The organism is Sphingobium sp. FG11, assembly GCF_057809915.1.
This window is the reverse complement of the sequence record NZ_JBMDKW010000003.1, coordinates 250977-266426: the sequence shown is the minus strand read 5'-3', so window position 1 is coordinate 266426 and position 15450 is coordinate 250977. Positions and strand designations below refer to the sequence as shown.

Genomic DNA, 15450 nt, shown 5'->3' with positions numbered 1-15450 from the left:
TCCTACCGGCCATCATAGTCGCCGCTCAACCGGCCATCGTAGTTGTCGCCGCGCAAGCGCCGGTTCGATTCCTTCCGTGCCATAGGGAATGCGTTCGGTGATGAGCAGGCCCGTCTTGGTGTCCGCGCTATAATCGCCGAACATGCAACGCGGCACGCGGACCGGAAAGCCGGGGCGGCGCGATAACAGCGCAAAGCGCACTTCGGGGTCCATCACCGGCGAAAACAGCTCGCGCAACGGATCGCCAAATTCGCGGGTGAACTTGGCGAACAGGCGGGTCGGCAGCCCCTCGTCCTTCGCATAAGCGACGTCGATCGCGATCTTGCGGCCCATGCCGCCGCCGAAAAACTCCTTCCAGTGGAGAATGTCTGTCACGCGATTGTCGGCGCCCATCGCGCCGATGTCATGGAACAGCTTCGTCAGCGCCGCCGCCCCGCCTTCCTCCAGCACCGCATAGCTGACCGGAAACGCGATGCCGCTATGGTCTCCGGTCACATATGTAGGATGGCTCATCCGCTCCCTCTCTTCATTGGTTGTCCAGCCCGGAACCGAAAATTTCAGTCTCGCGCCCCGGAGACCGGCTGACTTGAGGTTCGACGGGCGGCAGCCGTGTGAACCCTCTCGCCAAACGGTTCATATATGGTTATCAAGCATATCGTATATCAACAGACCTTATGTCGATCAACGAGGTTTCGCACATGGCCCGTATTCCCCTGTCCGATATTCCCGACACCGGGTCGCATATCGTCGAGATTGCCGGAAAGCGGATCCTGCTATGCCGCGCCCCGGCCGGTATCCGGGCCATGGACGAGATATGTCCACACCAGATGCTGTCGCTGGAAGGCGGTCGGGTGCGCGGCAATTTCATCATGTGCCCGCATCACGGTGCGCGCTTCAGCCTGGACGATGGCAGGTCCCTTTCCCCCCTGACCGCCAATGGCCTTAAACTGATCGACACATATATTGACGGGGATGAACTCGTCGTGGACCTTTGATCCACGAGGGGGACGTTCGGCCCCATTGTCCTTTCCCTACTTGGCGCGCCAGCCCGTTCCGGTTATACGGTATGTCAGCATATGATATATCTGCGGTCTTTAACGCGGCAAGTCATGAACTGGTGAGAGGAAAGCGAATCGTGCCCACGCCCCCCGTCGACGATTATCCCTGGAAGGGTGAATTTCCAGCAACCCCCAACTGGAGCGAGAATTTCCTGCTCGCAGGTGACGACCCGAAAGCGGGCGTCGGTTTCTGGCTGCACCTTGGCCGCTGGCGCAAGGACCTGACCATGTTCCGCGAGACGACCAACGTCCGCCTGCCCGATGGCACGGTGATCGGCAATCGGGCGATCGGCAATGCACGTTCGGCCGTCGAAGGTCCGGGCGGGCCGCATTATGCGATCCGCGTGATCGAGCCGGGCCGCAAGCTGACCTACAGCTATGCGGGCGGCGTCAGGCGTGTGCCGGCCCAGTCGATGCGCGACGGGCTGGTGCTGGAAGGATCGCGGACGCCGATGACCTTCGAACTGACCTTCGAATCCGATGCGGGCATATGGGATATGCACAAGGTCGGCGGGCTTCAGGACTTCCTGCCGGCGGGCCATATCGAACAGATCGGCCATGTCACCGGATGGCTTCAGGTCGGCACGGACAGGTTCGACATCGACACCATCGCCAACCGCGATCACAGCCTCGGCCCGCGCGATAATAAGGACCTGCTCAATCATCAATGGCATCAGGGCTATTTCGAAAATGGCATCCGCTTCCTGCTGTTCGACGCGATGACGCGCGGCGACGGCAAGGTCGTTTTCTCCGAAGCGGTGGTCTATGAGGGCGACAGGCTCTTCGAGGCCAGGCTGGAAATGGGCTGGCGCTGCGATGACGCGACCCGCGATGAAGAGCCGATTGCTTTCAGCATCATTTATGAAAACGGCCGACTCGATATCGAAACTGTGGCCTATACCAGCAATTCCTATTCCTCGCTGACTTCGCCCAACGACCAATATGTCGGCGTCTACCCGTCCGATACGGACGAGCCGACGCTGGTGCTGCTGGAACAGTCGGTGAAGCTGCGTCTCAACGGATCGATCGACGGTTATGGCTGTTACGAGCGGACGGTGAACGGGCGGATCGCCCCGGAGGCATGAGGCAGGCCGGGGACCCGTAGCGCGGCGGGTCCCCCTCCCCGGTCAGCGATCGCCGAGCGGCTTGCCCGATCCGAACGCTTCCGCTCCCCCCGGCAATTCATCCAATCGCGGCATGCGCGTCAGTTGGTTGCCGCCATTCACCTGTAAATTGAGGCCGGTAACGTAGGACGGCCCGGCAAGCCACAGCACGGCGTTTGAAAAATCCGACGGCAGGCCGACGCGGCCAAGAGGGATCTCCCGCTCGAATATCGCGGCGTACGCCGGATCGGCAAAGGCCTCCTTGGCCATGTCGGAATAGATCGCACCCGGCAGGAGTGAGTTCACCCGGATGTTGCGGCCCGCATATTCGAGGCCCGCATAGCGCACGATGCAGTCGGCCGCCGACTTCGCCGCGGCATAAGCGATGTGCGGAAAGACCGGATGGGTGGTCGACATCGATGAGATGAAGATGATCGACCCGTCCTGCCCGATCGCTTCGGCCATATATTTGATGAAGAAGGTCGCGCCGTAAAAATTGACGCGGGCGGCAGTCTCCAGATGGTCGATCGTCATGTCGGAAATCATGCTCATCACCGGCAGGCCCGCCGAATTGACCGCAATGTCGAGCCGTCCATAGGTGTCGATCACCGCCTTTGCGAGCGCCTTGATATCGGCTTCCTCGCCCGCGTCGCAGCGGATCGCCGTGCCGCCGATCTTCGTTGCGAGCCGTTCGAGCGCGGGCAGGGTGCGCGCCGCGACCACGACCTTGGCCCCGTTTGCGGCCAGCGTTTCGGCAATGTCCCAGCCGGTGCCGCCTTCGGCCGATGCGCCGAGTACGACTGCGACCTGTCCGCTCAGATCGATCTTCATCTGCGGCGATAGGGGGACTTTCGTCATTTCAACCTCTCCATTTTATATGCGGATCATATGCTAGCGCACTGTTATGGGACTGGTCCAGCCGTCATTATGTCCGCTCGGCACCGACCGTCATTCATGATGTGGCGGGAGCGGCGGCGACGGGGCATCCCGTCCGTCACGACGAGCCTCAGCTCCGACGCAGACACTGCGTGCTCCTTCTCCCGCTCCATTGCCCCTTCACCCCTTGCGTAATTTGCTGGACGTAATCGGTATGCATGATTACCATATGCTTGCAAGACAAGCCCGACGAGGCATGAGCGCGGGGAATCAGAGGACTGAAATATGGCGACGGAAGTCATTCTGCCAAAGCTTGGATTTTCGATGAACGAAGGCGAACCGCTGTTCGCGCTGGAAAGCGACAAGTCTACGAAGGAGGTCGAAGCACCCGCGCCGGGCACGCTGAAGATTCTGAAACCCGCCGGCGAAACCTATGAGGTCGGGACGATCCTCGCGGAGATCGTCTGACGCTGTCAGCTATCGAACAAGGCGCATATCGCCCATATATACCAACAGGAGGGGCGTGACAGGCGCCGGAAACATATGAAGCGTACTGACAAGGTCATCATCACCTGCGCCATCACCGGGTCGATCCACACGCCCACCATGTCGCCGCATCTGCCGATCACGGCCGACCAGATCGCCACCGACGCGATCGAGGCGGCACAGGCCGGCGCGGCCATGCTGCACCTGCATGCGCGCAATCCGGAAACGGGGCAGCCTTCGCAGGACCCCGAACTGTTCCGCGCCTTTTTGCCGCGCATCAAACAGTCGACCGACGCCATCCTCAACATCACGACCGGCGGCGGGCTTGGCATGAGCCTGGACGACCGGCTGGCCCCGGCCAAAATGTTCCAACCCGAAGTCTGTTCGATGAACATGGGGTCGGTGAACTTCAACATTTCGAGCGCGGGTGCCAAGATCACGCAATGGCAGCATGACTGGGAAAAACCCTATCTGGACATGACGAAGGATTTCATCCTGTCAAACAGCTTCGCCCAGATCGAAGAGGCGATGACCCAATTGTCGGACCAGGGCACGCGCTTCGAATTTGAATGCTACGATATCGCGCATCTCTATAATCTCGCCCATTTCGTGGACCGCAAGCTGGTCGAGCCGCCTTTCTTCATTCAGGGTGTATTTGGCATATTGGGCGGGATCGGCGCAGATCCTGAAAATGTGATGTATATGAAAACCACCGCCGATCGCTTGTTCGGGGATGATTTCATTTTCTCGCTGCTGGCGGCGGGCAAGCATCAGATGCGGCTGACGACCCTATCCGCGCTGCTCGGCGGTTCGGTTCGCGTCGGGCTGGAGGATAGTCTCTACGCCGGCAAGGGGCAGATGGCGACGTCGAACGCGGTTCAGGTCGTGAAGATCCGTCGTATATTGGAGGAACTGAGCCTGACCGTCGCCACGCCCGATGATGCGCGGGCGATGATGCAGACCAAGGGCGGCGATAATGTCGCCTTCTGAGGTCGGCGCTTCGTCGGCGGGGCTGGCCGAAGGCATGGCCCTCGCCCGGGGGCTGCCGCTCGACGATAGCGGCCTCATACTGCCGTCTGAATATGCCAATGTCTTTGCCGCGCAATCGCCCGACAAGACCGCGCTCGTCTTCGGGCCGCACCGCTGGACTTATGCGCAGCTCGATCGCGGTTGCAACGCCGTCGTCACCCTGCTGCGCGACCATGGCATCGGCGTCGGCGGGCGCTTTGCCTATATCGGCAAGAATAGCGATCTGTACTTCCTCATGTTGCTGGGCGCCATGCGCGCCGGGGCGGTGATGGTGCCGGTCAACTGGCGCAACACCGCGCCCGAAACCGGCTATGTGCTGGAGGACGGCGATGTCTCGCTGATTGTCGCGGACGCCGAGTTTACGGACCTGCTGGATGAGGCCGACCGCCGCGGCCTGCCGCGCCTGGTCGTGGACGATGACGGGCCGCTGGGCTTGCGTGCCCGGATCGCCGCCGCGCGCGCCGCCCCGCGCGAACCGCTCGATCCGCATGCGCCCTGCCTGCAACTTTATACCAGCGGCACGACAGGCCGGCCCAAGGGCGTCGTCACGTCGCAATATAATTTCGGCATCCACCGCCATATCGAAATCACGTCGGGCCATTTCGACGACTGGGGTGATGACGAGATTTTGCTCTCGCCGCTGCCATCCTTTCATATCGGTGGCATGTCCTGGGTCTGCACCGCGCTGGTTCGGGGCGGCACCGCGCATGTGATAGCGGATACCAACCCTGCCGTCATTCTCGACAATTGCCTGGACCATGGCATCACCCGCACCTTCATCGTGCCGACGCTGGTGCGCGCGCTGATCGGCGAGATGGACGCGCGCTGCGTGCGCGCACCCAGCCTGCGCGGCATTCATTATGGCGCGGCGTCGATGGACCCGGCGCTGCTGGAACGATCGGTCGACCGGCTCGGCTGCCGCTTCCTGCAATATTATGGCATGACCGAGATTTCGGGCACGATGACCATATTGGGGCCGCGCCAGCATGATGCGAGCCATTCCGCGCTGCTACGCTCGGTCGGGAACCCCCTGCCCGGTTTCGAGATTGCGATCCGCGATCCGCAAGGCGAATTGCTGCCGGTCGACACCCCCGGCGAAATCTGGGTCAAAGGCCCAAGCCTGCTGATCGAATATTGGAAAAAGCCCCAGGCCACGGCCGAGGCGCTGATCGACGGCTGGTATCGGTCGGGCGATGGCGGGCGGCTGAACGCGCAAGGCTATCTGTTCCTGACCGACCGCATCAAGGACATGATCGTGTCGGGCGGCGAGAATGTCTATCCGGCCGAGGTCGAATCCGTACTGCGCGATCATCCTGCCATCCTCGATTGCGCCGTGTTCGGTCTGCCCCATCCCAAATGGGGCGAGGGCGTCACCGCCGCGCTGGAAATCCGGCCGGGCCACAGCATCGATCCGGACGAGGTCATCGCCTTCGCGCGTAAATCGCTGGCGGCGTACAAGATTCCCCGGCGGCTCGAAACCGGCGTCCCCCTGCCACGCACCGCGTCGGGCAAGGTCCAGCGCGCGCTCATTCGCAAGCATTTCGTGGAACGGGACCAGGGCTGACCCATCGGCCCTGGCCTTCGCCACCACTGGAGACACCCATGTATCTGATCGCCCGACTTGAACTATCCTATGCCGGCGTCCTGGATTTCCTGGCCATCGCACCCAAGGTGCGGCAAAAGATGGAGGTGAACGGATGCCGGATGCTGCATGCGATGATCAGCGAGATCGACCGGCTGAACACCGTCACTCACATCTGGGAGGTGCCCGACGCCAACAGCTATTTCGCGGCTGTCGAAGCGCTCAAGGCCGATCCCGATTTCCCGGAGATCGTCGCGGCGCTGGCGAAGTCCGTTGTCAACGAAACCCTCTCCTTCGCATCCGACGCGCCCTATGCGCCGGCGCGTGGCTGAAACCAAAACCGACATGATAGGAGGATGCCGATGGGCAGGCTGAACGACAAGGTCGCGATCGTGACCGGCGGAGCGCGCGGACTGGGCGGCGGTGCTGCCAATGCGCTGTGCGCGGAAGGTGCGAGCGTCGTCATCGCCGACATACTGGACGATGTGGGCCAGGCGCTGGCGACCGATTTGCAGGCGGCCGGGCATCGGGCGCGCTATGTCCATCTGGACGTGCGCGACGGGCAATCCTGGACCACCCTCGTCGATGGCGTCATGGCGACCGAGGGCCGGATCGACTGTCTCGTCAACAATGCCGGCATCAACATCCCGATCGATATCGAGGAAGCGACGGTCGAACAGTTTCAGGCCATCCTCGACGTCAATCTGATCGGCGCGTTCCTGGGCATCAAGGCCGTATTGCCGGCGATGCGCAGCGGCGGCGGTTCGATCATCAACGTCGCGTCCAATTCGACCAAGATGGCGCTGCCGACGACATCGCTCTACGGCGCGAGCAAGGCGGGCATCGCGAACCTCACCAAGACGACGGCAGTGCATTGTGCGCTCAGGGGCGATAATATACGCGTCAATTCGATCCATCCCGGCGCGCATCTCACCGAAATGCTCGAAAATCCGCAGGTGCAGGCCATGCCGCAGGTGCGGGCGCTGGTCGATGCGATCCCGATGGGGCGGATGGGCCTGCCCGCCGAATTCGGCAAGGTCGTGGTCTTCCTCGCATCCGAGGATTCCAGCTATATGACCGCGGCCGAACTGTTCACCGATGGCGGCCTGACCGTCGTGTCCTTCGCCGATCCCGCGCGCGGGTGATCGGTAGAATGGCCGTCATGCAAGATACCCCCGCCTGCGCTATGCGCTCATCCTGCTTAACAGCTGCGATGTGAATGCCGGAATGCGGGCGACCGCTTCGTCCGACAGGCCATACCGCGGCAGGGGCAGCCCGAACAGCCGGCGCAAGCCCGAATCGGACCTGTGCAGATAGCTGATCGTCTGAATAAGGCTGCCGATCTGCCCGCCCGGATGCATGAAGGCTTCGCCGTCCACGAACCGACCGCCGGCCGCTTCCCCCAATGTCCGCACGATGTCGAGATTCTTGCGCCACAACCGGCGGCAGATCACATAGACGCCGAAATCGCTATCGTGGAGCAACGCTTTGCCCTGCGCGCTTTCCAGGAAAGACCGCATCGGCACGCTCGGGTGATCGCCCCATGTGTTGGAGAACAGCAGCACCGCGTCATAGCGATGCGCCATGGCTTCGGGCGGATCATAGGCGAGCGGGACCGTCAGCCCCTTTTGCGCGCCCTGCGTCCATTTCTTCGAATCGACGATCCGCATCGGCCGCACCAGCGCATCCTGCGGCGCGGGCATGGTGATGCGGCACAGCACCGGCTCCCATCCCGCCCTGCGCGCCGCCTTCGCCGCCAGCCCGGCCGCCTTTTCGGCCTGCCCGGTCAGTGAATAATAAAGGAGGAGGCAGCGTTTGCCGCTCATCGCTCCTGTCCCCACGCGACACTCGCGGAACAGCGGTCGAGCACGACATCGTCACGCTCGACGGCGATCGCGCGGAACCGCAAACTACCCTCGCCTTCTTCGAAAAATTCGACGCGGATGGTCTCGCCGGGCATGACGGGCTTGCTGAAGCGCACGAACATCGATTTGAAGCGGGCGACGTCATTGTCGCAATAGGCTGACAAGATCGCGCGATTGGCGATGCCCTTGGTGCATAACCCGTGGAGGATGGGCTTGGCGAAACCCGCCCGCGTCGCGATCTCCGGTTCGGCATGCAGCGGATTCCAGTCGCCGCTCAGCCGATAGATCAGCGCCTGACGGGGCAGGGTCGCGATCTCGACAACCTTGTCAGGCGTCCGCTCCTCGATCGGCTGCGCGGGCGCCATGGGATCGCCAAAGCCGCCCTCGCCGCCATTGCCGCGCATGAACAGGGTCGACCGCACGGTGGCGAGATGATCGCCGGTAGCCACGTCGAACAAATCCTTTTCCTGATGCAGCAGAGCGCCGCGTCCTTCGCCCTTGTCCTCGATGCCCGCCACACGATATTCGCCGCGTACCGTTCCCGTCGCCGGTAGCGGCCGGTGCATCGTCAGATGCTGTTCGGCATGCAATATCTTGACCCAGTCGATGCCATATTGCGGGTCCTGCGCCCAGAAACCGGGATGGCACAGGATATTGGCGAAGGCCGGCACGCAGCGCAGATCTTTTTCATAGACGAACGGCAATTCCGATTCATCCAGCGGATCGGCCCCATATCCCAGCCCCAGCGCGTGCAGGATCGTATCGCGCTTGTCGTAGGCGTGGACGATCGGCTCCATCGCCATGCCGCGAATTTTATCGATATCCATGTGCCTGTCGTTTCCCCCCGCCGGCGCGTAGCCGATTAATAGTTACTCTCCACATGATATGCTAGCAATCTTCCTCCGCGCAAGCCCGGTTGAAATACTATGCTAGCATACGATATTGACTCAAGGACAGGCTGAGCTATGATCCGGCCAGCAAACGACCCGCCGTGACGGGGCAGGCGATCCGAGGAGAAGGATGATGGGAACGGAATTGAAAATCGCGCCCGCATATCGGGACAGCCATCTGCCGCTTTATCAAGAGGTGATCGCGGGCGACCCGGTCGCCGCGCCGTCCGTACTGCGCGAATATTCCGAGACCGACGTGCCCGTCGCCCGCGTGTCGCGCGACGAATATCGCAGCCCCGCCTTCGCCGCGCTCGAAGAAGAGCGGATGTGGCCGCGCGTCTGGCAATTCGCCTGCCGCGAGGAACAGATACCCGAGATCGGCGACTGCGTCGTCTACGAAAGCCCCGGCGCGTCCCTCATCATCATGCGTAGCGCGCAAGACGAGATCCGCGCTTATTATAATAGCTGCCTGCATCGCGGCATGAAATTATGCGCCGGTGACACCAGCGTGACCAAATTATCCTGTCCGTTCCATGGCTTTACCTGGAATCTCGACGGGACGCTGGCTCATGTGCCGTCGCGCTGGGATTTTCCGGGCCTCAAGGATGCGGACATGAACCTGCCGCAAGCTCGCGTCGGACGCTGGCAGGGTTTCGTCTTCATCAACCGCGACCATGACGCTCCACCGCTGGAAGACTATCTCGGCCATCTGCCGGGCCATTTCGCCGACTGGTCCTATGCGGATAAATATCTGGCGACGGTCATCAAGAAGACGGTCGATGCGAACTGGAAAACCGCGGTCGAGGCGTTTCTCGAATCCTATCATCTGGCCGGCATCCACGCGCAGGCATTGCCTTTCGGCGGCGACGCCAGCACCCAATATGATGTCTGGGCCGACGATCCCCATGTCACCCGCTTCCTCGAACCGACAGGCGTGATGAGCGATCAGTTGCCCCGCGCCCTGTCGGAGCAGGAGATATTGAACGCGGCGCTGTCCCTCGTGTTCGCGGGCACGGAACCGCCGGAGCTGGAAGCGGGCATGAAAGCGCGGCATTATATGGCGGCGGGCATGCGCGCGGCCATGTGCGAAGCGGACGGTATCGATTATTCGACCATGTCCGACGCGGAAGCTGCCGACGCGGTACAATATTCCGTCTTTCCCAATATGATCATCTTCCGTTCGCTCGGCTATCCTTATGTCTATCGCTTCTTGCCGGTGCGCGGCGACGTCAACCGCGCGACGTTCGAATTTCTGATCTTCAAGCCCAACCCCCGCGACGGCGGCCTGGTGCCGGAGGTGAACGTCGTAGACCTTGGCGAAGACGATAGCTTCGCGGGCGCGGGCGTGCTGCCGCCATGGCATGGCGAAATCTACGACCAGGACGTCTATGGCCTGCGCCAGTGCCAGGCAGGCATGCGCGACGGCGGTGACAGGGACATCATCTATTCCGCCTATCAGGAAGTGCGTATCCGCCATCTGCACCAGACGCTCGCCCGTTATTTGAGCGACGATCCCGCTCAGGCACCGGGAAGGGCACGGGCATGACGGAAAGCCGCATCCACACCCGTCCCAACCTGTTCATTTCCCGCTGGACGATCGATCCCGCGCGTCGCGACCGGTTTCTGGAAATCTGGGACGGCATGTGGCGCGCGCATGTCGACGCGATCGAGGTGATGACGCATTTCGTCTATTATGGCTGGGCGCGCGATCCGAACCAGTTCGTCGCGATCGAATCCTACCGGGACGAAGCGGTCGTCAGCCAGCTGCGCAAGGATGAGAATTTCCGCAGCGCCGTGCGGGCCATGCTCGACTGTTCGAGCGCGCCCATGACGATGGAATATTTGAGCGGGCTGGACGGGGAAAGGTCGATCTTCGACATATATCCCGCAGGCCCGTCCACCGTCCATCCCACCGACGCGCGCGAACAGGCCGTGTTTCTTTGAGGATTGACGCCGGACCAAAGCCTGCCTAGCATTTGGTAATATAGCGTACCAACTGGACCGGCTCCATGACACATTTCATTCCCGCTTTCACCACGCCTTCGGCAAACCGCCAGATCGTCCTGGCTCGCCGGCCCGCCGGCACCCCCGGTCGCGACGATTTCGCGTCTGATACCGCTCCGGTTCCCACGCCAGGCGACCGCGCATTCCTCGTGCGCAATCTCTATTTGTCGGCCGATCCGGTGCAGCGCGGATGGGCGGCCAACCCCGCGCTTACCCCGGTGGGCGCACCGATGCGGGCGCTGGCGGTGGGCGTCGTGGTCGATAGCAAAGACCCGCAGATCAAGGCTGGCGAAATCGTCTACGGCTTTTTCGGATGGCAGGATTATGCGGTCGCCACCCGCGCCGATCTGCTCTCGCACATCCCCGCCCCCCGTGCGCCGCTGTCCACCTATGCCGGCGTGCTGGGCATGCCGGGTGTCACCGCCTGGCTCGCGCTCCACGACATCGCGCCGCCATCCGCCGGTCAGGCGGTGCTGGTGTCGACCGCCGCCGGAACCGTGGGCAGCGTCGTCGGCCAGATCGCGCGACAGGCGGGCGCATATGTCGTCGGGCTGACCGGCAGCGATCAGAAGGTCGCCGCCTGCATCGATCGCTTCGGCTATCATGAAGCCTATAATTACAAGACGGGCAACCTCGCCGACACGCTCGCCAGGGCGCGGCCGGAGGGATTCAATACCTATTTCGACAATACCGGCGGATGGATATTGGACACCGCCATCCGCGCCATGGCGCGCAACGGGCGGATTATTCAGTGCGGAACCGCCGCGACGCCAGGCTGGACCCCGCCGCCCACCGGCCTGCGTAACGAACGTGAAGTATTGATGCGCGTTTTGACGTGGAGCGGCTTCATCATCTTCGACCATGCGGATCGTTTCAGCGAAGCGGTCGAGAAGCTGAGCGACATGCTGATCGCGGGCCAGCTCGACCGCGACGAAACGGTCGAGGCCGGACTGCCCAATGTCGTGGGCGCGCTGGAGGCGCTGTTCACCGGAGCAAACAGGGGCAAGACGCTGATCTATATCGGCGAGGATTGATGGGCCCGAACGGGCCGGAGATCAATCCCCGCGCCACACGCCGATTGCGGGCCGCACCGGCTGAACCTGAAAGTCGCCGGAAAACACGCCTTCGGTCATGAACGGATCGGCGGCGAGCAGCGCACGGGCTGCCGCTTCATCCGGCGCCTCGATCAGGAAGGAGCTGCCCACGGGGGTGGCGTCCGCACCATCATCACTCAGCATCGCGCCCGCGACCTTGAGCGCATCCCCCTGTCCCACCCAATAATCGACATGCCGCTGGCGATGTTCCAGCCGCCGGTCGAGCATGCCGGGCTTGTCGGGAGCGAGGACCAGAAAAAACATACATAATTGCCTTTATCAGTGGGACGGACGATGTGCGGTCAGGCCAGCGGGTCGTCAACCGCATTATGATGCGGCATCTGCTCGGCCAGGATGGTCTTGAGCTGCTTTTTGGCGCGGCCCAGCACGCGCTCGCACACCTCGATCTCCTCTGGGGTGCAATCCGACAGGATGCGCTGGTTCACCTCCGCCGACACCTCGATCATCAGGCGGATCACCCCATATCCCTGATCGGTGATAAAAACGCGCTTGGCCCGCCGGTCCGTGGCGTCCGCCCGCCGCTCGACCTGGCCCGACGCTTCGAGGCGATCGACGAGCCCGCCGACCGTGACCTTGCCGACCTCCATCAGGCGCGCGAGGTCGACCTGCGTCATGCCGTTATTGCCACCGCGCGACAGCGCACTCAGCACCGACCATTGCGATCGGGTGATGCCATAAGGCCGCATGATCAGATCCATGACGGTCCGGCGGATGCGCGACACGTCATGGACGATATATCCGAAGGTGAATTTCTGTGCGGACGGCAGGTCCAGAGCCGGGTCGGGCTGCGGCGACGGAGCAGCGATGTCGGTCATTGTCGGTTACTTTCATCCATCTTCATGAAGCGAGGATGCGGATACCCGAACATGCCGCACCCCAATCGACATTGCATCAACAATCTACGGCGACGTACGATATCTCAGCTTACTAATGGCGATATCAGCGGAGTTGGCGAAAACAGGTCCTGATTTCGTCGACGAACAGTGCGGGCTGCTCGAACGCCGCGAAGTGCCCGCCCTTGTCGAGGCTGTTCCAGTGGATGATGTTGCTGAACACCGCTTCCGCCCATTTGCGCGGCGGCGCCATGATCTCGGCCGGAAACTGGCTATAGCCCAGAGGAAGGTCGATCCTGTGCGGGCGAAAGCTGCCCATGCTTTCCCAATATAACCGCGCCGAAGACGCGCCGCTGTTGGTGAGCCAGTAGAGCATGATGTTATCGAGCACCTCGTCGTCGGTGAAGATTGTCTCCACCTCGCCGTCGCAGTCGGACCATGTGCGCAGCTTTTCGTAGATCCAGCCGGCCTGCCCCACGGGCGAATCCGCGAGCAGATAGCCGATCGTTTGCGGGCGCGTCGCCTGAAGCCGGGCATAGGCCGATTCCACATCGGCGAAATGCTTCGCTTTGGCGACAGCGGACTTTTCCCGCGCGTCGAGGTCGCTGCCCAGATCGGGCGGCATGACCGTGATCATGTTGAGATGCACACCCGCGAGTCCGGGGGGAGCCTGCACGCCGAGCGACACCGTGACCGCCGATCCCCAGTCGCCGCCCTGCGCGACATAGCGGTCATAGCCGAGCCGTTGCATGAGTTCCGCCCACATCCGCGCGACCGTCTCCACGCCAACGCCGCTATGCGCGGGCTTGCCCGAAAAACCATAGCCGGGCAGCGACGGCACGACGAGGTGAAAGGCGTCTGCCGCGTCCCCGCCAAAGGCAACCGGGTCGCTCAAGGGGCCGATAACCTTGTGAAACTCGATGACCGACCCCGGCCAGCCATGGGTCAGCAGCAGCGGCATGGCGTTGGCGTGGCGCGATCGGATATGCAGGAAATGGACGTCGATAGCATTGATCTGCGTCTTGTACTGGCCAAAACCGTTCAGCATCGCTTCGCACCGCCGCCAGTCATAGCCGTTGCGCCAATAATCGACGAGGCGACGCAGCCGGTCGGTCGGCATGCCCTGTTCCCAGCCATCCACCGTCTCGCGCTCGGGCCAGCGCGTCTGGTCGATCCGCCGGTTCAGGTCGTCCAGCTCGCCCTGATCGATCGCAAGGGTGAAGGGCCTGATATCGGTCACGCCGCGTCCTTCAGGACCGAATCAAGCACGATGGCGATGCGATGCATCAGGCGCTGGCTGAAATGCGCGCCGGCGCTCGCCACCAGCACATCGTCGCTCAGCCCGCCTTCGAACGAATCCCGCCCGCCGGCCACGACCAGACCCATGAGGCGCAGGCCGGCCCGAAGCGCGAAAAACTGGATCTGCCGCTGCGTTACGTCCGCGCCGCCGGCGGCACGATATGCTTCCATGAACTTGGCCCAGTCGGTGACCGCTATCACGACGGGGAAGCAATAGCCCAGATCCTCGCCAGGATGCCCAATGGCGCTCTGTTCCCAGTCGAGCACCGCCGTGATGCGATCGTCCTGCGATAATATATTGTGGAATATCATGTCATTATGCACGATAGTCCGGCGATCGTCGATACATTCCACATTGTCGCGGAGCCAGGCGATGGCAGCGGAGATGTTGATCGAGGGCCAATGAGCGCGGTCGTGCCAGGCCGCGGCGAAACCCTCAATCTCCTCGCGCCAGCTTTGCGTATCATAGCGCTCGCGCGCCTGCGGCAGGCTCCGGCCCACGGTTTCGACGGGCTGGGCGTGCAACAGCGCCATCTGGCGGGCCAGGTCGAGCACGACCGGCTCGCTTGTCGCGGGCAGCCAGTAATCGGGCTGAACCGGCGATCCGGGGGCCTGTTCCACCAGCATGAACGCAGCGTCGAGCCAGTTGACATCCTGTTCGACCAATATCGGCCGCGGCACCTGCATGCCCACCGCAAAGAGTTGTTCGAGCAGATCGAACTGCCTGACCTCGTCGAGGAAGACCGAGGCGACGACCTGTCCCGGAATGCCACGCTGAATGACCATGTCGGCCGGCAGATCCTGTCCGCCCGTTATGGAAAAGAGCGCGGTCTGGCGCGACCGGCCGCCGACGATCAGGCGAAAGGCGGTGACGTCCACATCGGCGCATCCGGGGCGCTGGCGCAGATAGGCCTGCAAGCGCAGTGGATCGATATTGTCGCCGCCCGCGCCCTCTTCCACCGGCGCCGCCCGTTCGACCGCATCGATCCGCGCGATCGCCTGGTCGAGCAGCGTCTTTTCCCAGCGCACGGCGTCCAGCAGCGCGGACGGTTTCGCGCCTTGGTCCAGTTCCCCCGCAAGACGAGCGATGGCCGGGCCGGTCGAGCGCCAGGCGGCGACATTTTCCGGTGGCCCGCCGAGCCGGTCGGTATCGGCGAGCGCCCCCTCGGTCGCAAAGGCGGCGGGAACGTCCGGCCCCGGCTCCAGCGCGTTGGCCATGGTGGTCAGCACACGAATGCCATTGTCGAGCGCATCGCGCGCCGCATTGTCCGTCACATGCGGACGGACACGGCTGCGCATTGCGGTCGCGA

Annotated in this window: 18 protein-coding genes; 10 read left to right on the top strand and 8 right to left on the bottom strand. The window is 62.7% G+C overall.

What is annotated here, in order from left to right:
• Positions 1 to 12 precede the first annotated feature (12 nt).
• The gene (locus tag ACODSN_RS04270) at positions 13 to 513 is read right to left on the bottom strand and encodes a hypothetical protein (RefSeq protein ID WP_489053400.1); all 501 of its coding nucleotides are present in this window, start codon (positions 511 to 513) and stop codon (positions 13 to 15) included.
• Between the two features lie 185 nt (positions 514 to 698).
• On the opposite strand from ACODSN_RS04270, the gene ACODSN_RS04265 reads away from it, so the two are divergent.
• Together ACODSN_RS04265 and ACODSN_RS04260 are read left to right on the top strand one after the other, a co-directional pair.
• On the top strand, positions 699 to 995 hold the full coding sequence (locus ACODSN_RS04265; protein WP_489053399.1) for a Rieske (2Fe-2S) protein: 297 nt from the start codon (positions 699 to 701) through the stop codon (positions 993 to 995).
• Positions 996 to 1135: 140 nt separating this feature from the next.
• Entirely contained in the window at positions 1136 to 2143 is a 1008-nt protein-coding gene (locus ACODSN_RS04260) for a DUF7064 domain-containing protein (protein ID WP_489053397.1), read from the top strand.
• Between the two features lie 42 nt (positions 2144 to 2185).
• Here the strand turns inward: ACODSN_RS04260 and ACODSN_RS04255 are convergent, their stop codons facing one another.
• Positions 2186 to 3019, bottom strand: a complete 834-nt coding sequence (locus tag ACODSN_RS04255; RefSeq protein ID WP_489053395.1) for an SDR family NAD(P)-dependent oxidoreductase — start codon at positions 3017 to 3019, stop codon at positions 2186 to 2188.
• A 303-nt stretch (positions 3020 to 3322) separates the two neighbouring features.
• Between ACODSN_RS04255 and ACODSN_RS04250 the strand changes: the two genes are divergently transcribed.
• The 5 genes from ACODSN_RS04250 (at position 3323) to ACODSN_RS04230 (ending at position 7279) form a co-directional block, all read left to right on the top strand.
• Positions 3323 to 3505 (top strand): biotin/lipoyl-containing protein, encoded by a 183-nt coding sequence (locus ACODSN_RS04250; RefSeq protein ID WP_489053394.1) that lies wholly within the window; start codon positions 3323 to 3325, stop codon positions 3503 to 3505.
• A gap of 75 nt (positions 3506 to 3580) precedes the next feature.
• Positions 3581 to 4513: a 3,5-dioxohexanoate:acetyl-CoA acetone transferase gene (gene kce, locus ACODSN_RS04245; RefSeq protein WP_489053392.1), complete on the top strand. Its 933-nt coding sequence runs from the start codon at positions 3581 to 3583 to the stop codon at positions 4511 to 4513.
• Positions 4500 to 6116: a class I adenylate-forming enzyme family protein gene (locus ACODSN_RS04240; protein WP_489053390.1), complete on the top strand. Its 1617-nt coding sequence runs from the start codon at positions 4500 to 4502 to the stop codon at positions 6114 to 6116. Before kce ends, ACODSN_RS04240 begins: the two co-directional genes overlap by 14 nt.
• Positions 6117 to 6154: 38 nt before the next feature.
• A complete protein-coding gene (locus tag ACODSN_RS04235) occupies positions 6155 to 6466 on the top strand; it encodes an NIPSNAP family protein (RefSeq protein WP_489053389.1) in 312 nt (103 codons plus the stop codon).
• A gap of 30 nt (positions 6467 to 6496) precedes the next feature.
• Positions 6497 to 7279 carry an SDR family oxidoreductase gene (locus tag ACODSN_RS04230; protein ID WP_489053387.1) on the top strand — a complete coding sequence of 261 codons (783 nt, stop codon included), beginning with the start codon at positions 6497 to 6499 and terminating at the stop codon, positions 7277 to 7279.
• 39 nt (positions 7280 to 7318) lie between these two features.
• Here ACODSN_RS04230 and ACODSN_RS04225 read toward each other — a convergent pair whose 3' ends face one another.
• Together ACODSN_RS04225 and ACODSN_RS04220 are read right to left on the bottom strand one after the other, a co-directional pair.
• A complete protein-coding gene (locus ACODSN_RS04225; protein ID WP_489053386.1) occupies positions 7319 to 7960 on the bottom strand; it encodes a hypothetical protein in 642 nt (213 codons plus the stop codon).
• A complete protein-coding gene (locus ACODSN_RS04220) occupies positions 7957 to 8826 on the bottom strand; it encodes a MaoC/PaaZ C-terminal domain-containing protein (protein ID WP_489053385.1) in 870 nt (289 codons plus the stop codon). The genes ACODSN_RS04225 and ACODSN_RS04220 overlap by 4 nt, the downstream gene beginning before the upstream one ends.
• A gap of 193 nt (positions 8827 to 9019) precedes the next feature.
• Between ACODSN_RS04220 and ACODSN_RS04215 the strand changes: the two genes are divergently transcribed.
• The 3 genes from ACODSN_RS04215 to ACODSN_RS04205 all read left to right on the top strand — a co-directional run bounded on the left by ACODSN_RS04215 (position 9020) and on the right by ACODSN_RS04205 (position 11927).
• Entirely contained in the window at positions 9020 to 10435 is a 1416-nt protein-coding gene (locus tag ACODSN_RS04215; protein ID WP_489053383.1) for an aromatic ring-hydroxylating oxygenase subunit alpha, read from the top strand.
• A complete protein-coding gene (locus tag ACODSN_RS04210) occupies positions 10432 to 10833 on the top strand; it encodes a putative quinol monooxygenase (protein ID WP_489053381.1) in 402 nt (133 codons plus the stop codon). Before ACODSN_RS04215 ends, ACODSN_RS04210 begins: the two co-directional genes overlap by 4 nt.
• A 65-nt stretch (positions 10834 to 10898) precedes the next feature.
• A complete protein-coding gene (locus ACODSN_RS04205; protein WP_489053379.1) occupies positions 10899 to 11927 on the top strand; it encodes an NADP-dependent oxidoreductase in 1029 nt (342 codons plus the stop codon).
• A gap of 21 nt (positions 11928 to 11948) precedes the next feature.
• Here the strand turns inward: ACODSN_RS04205 and ACODSN_RS04200 are convergent, their stop codons facing one another.
• The 4 genes from ACODSN_RS04200 to ACODSN_RS04185 form a co-directional block, all read right to left on the bottom strand.
• Positions 11949 to 12251 (bottom strand): YciI family protein, encoded by a 303-nt coding sequence (locus ACODSN_RS04200; protein WP_489053378.1) that lies wholly within the window; start codon positions 12249 to 12251, stop codon positions 11949 to 11951.
• 38 nt (positions 12252 to 12289) lie between these two features.
• Positions 12290 to 12823: a MarR family winged helix-turn-helix transcriptional regulator gene (locus tag ACODSN_RS04195; protein WP_489053377.1), complete on the bottom strand. Its 534-nt coding sequence runs from the start codon at positions 12821 to 12823 to the stop codon at positions 12290 to 12292.
• A gap of 124 nt (positions 12824 to 12947) precedes the next feature.
• Positions 12948 to 14081: an epoxide hydrolase family protein gene (locus tag ACODSN_RS04190; protein WP_489053376.1), complete on the bottom strand. Its 1134-nt coding sequence runs from the start codon at positions 14079 to 14081 to the stop codon at positions 12948 to 12950.
• The gene (locus ACODSN_RS04185; RefSeq protein WP_489053374.1) at positions 14078 to 15439 is read right to left on the bottom strand and encodes a phosphotransferase family protein; all 1362 of its coding nucleotides are present in this window, start codon (positions 15437 to 15439) and stop codon (positions 14078 to 14080) included. The genes ACODSN_RS04190 and ACODSN_RS04185 overlap by 4 nt, the downstream gene beginning before the upstream one ends.
• Positions 15440 to 15450 lie beyond the last annotated feature (11 nt).

Excerpts from the sequence above, each read along its gene's own strand:
- ACODSN_RS04225 (WP_489053386.1), bottom strand. The coding sequence starts at position 7,960 with ATGAGCGGCAAACGCTGCCTCCTCCTTTATTATTCACTGACCGGGCAG.
- ACODSN_RS04215 (WP_489053383.1), top strand. The coding sequence starts at position 9,020 with ATGATGGGAACGGAATTGAAAATCGCGCCCGCATATCGGGACAGCCAT.
- ACODSN_RS04235 (WP_489053389.1), top strand. The coding sequence starts at position 6,155 with ATGTATCTGATCGCCCGACTTGAACTATCCTATGCCGGCGTCCTGGAT.
- ACODSN_RS04250 (WP_489053394.1), top strand. The coding sequence starts at position 3,323 with ATGGCGACGGAAGTCATTCTGCCAAAGCTTGGATTTTCGATGAACGAA.
- ACODSN_RS04185 (WP_489053374.1), bottom strand. The coding sequence starts at position 15,439 with ATGCGCAGCCGTGTCCGTCCGCATGTGACGGACAATGCGGCGCGCGAT.
- ACODSN_RS04240 (WP_489053390.1), top strand. The coding sequence starts at position 4,500 with ATGTCGCCTTCTGAGGTCGGCGCTTCGTCGGCGGGGCTGGCCGAAGGC.
- ACODSN_RS04205 (WP_489053379.1), top strand. The coding sequence starts at position 10,899 with ATGACACATTTCATTCCCGCTTTCACCACGCCTTCGGCAAACCGCCAG.
- ACODSN_RS04265 (WP_489053399.1), top strand. The coding sequence starts at position 699 with ATGGCCCGTATTCCCCTGTCCGATATTCCCGACACCGGGTCGCATATC.
- ACODSN_RS04255 (WP_489053395.1), bottom strand. The coding sequence starts at position 3,019 with ATGACGAAAGTCCCCCTATCGCCGCAGATGAAGATCGATCTGAGCGGA.
- ACODSN_RS04210 (WP_489053381.1), top strand. The coding sequence starts at position 10,432 with ATGACGGAAAGCCGCATCCACACCCGTCCCAACCTGTTCATTTCCCGC.
- kce (WP_489053392.1), top strand. The coding sequence starts at position 3,581 with ATGAAGCGTACTGACAAGGTCATCATCACCTGCGCCATCACCGGGTCG.
- ACODSN_RS04230 (WP_489053387.1), top strand. The coding sequence starts at position 6,497 with ATGGGCAGGCTGAACGACAAGGTCGCGATCGTGACCGGCGGAGCGCGC.
- ACODSN_RS04195 (WP_489053377.1), bottom strand. The coding sequence starts at position 12,823 with ATGACCGACATCGCTGCTCCGTCGCCGCAGCCCGACCCGGCTCTGGAC.
- ACODSN_RS04200 (WP_489053378.1), bottom strand. The coding sequence starts at position 12,251 with ATGTTTTTTCTGGTCCTCGCTCCCGACAAGCCCGGCATGCTCGACCGG.
- ACODSN_RS04220 (WP_489053385.1), bottom strand. The coding sequence starts at position 8,826 with ATGGATATCGATAAAATTCGCGGCATGGCGATGGAGCCGATCGTCCAC.
- ACODSN_RS04270 (WP_489053400.1), bottom strand. The coding sequence starts at position 513 with ATGAGCCATCCTACATATGTGACCGGAGACCATAGCGGCATCGCGTTT.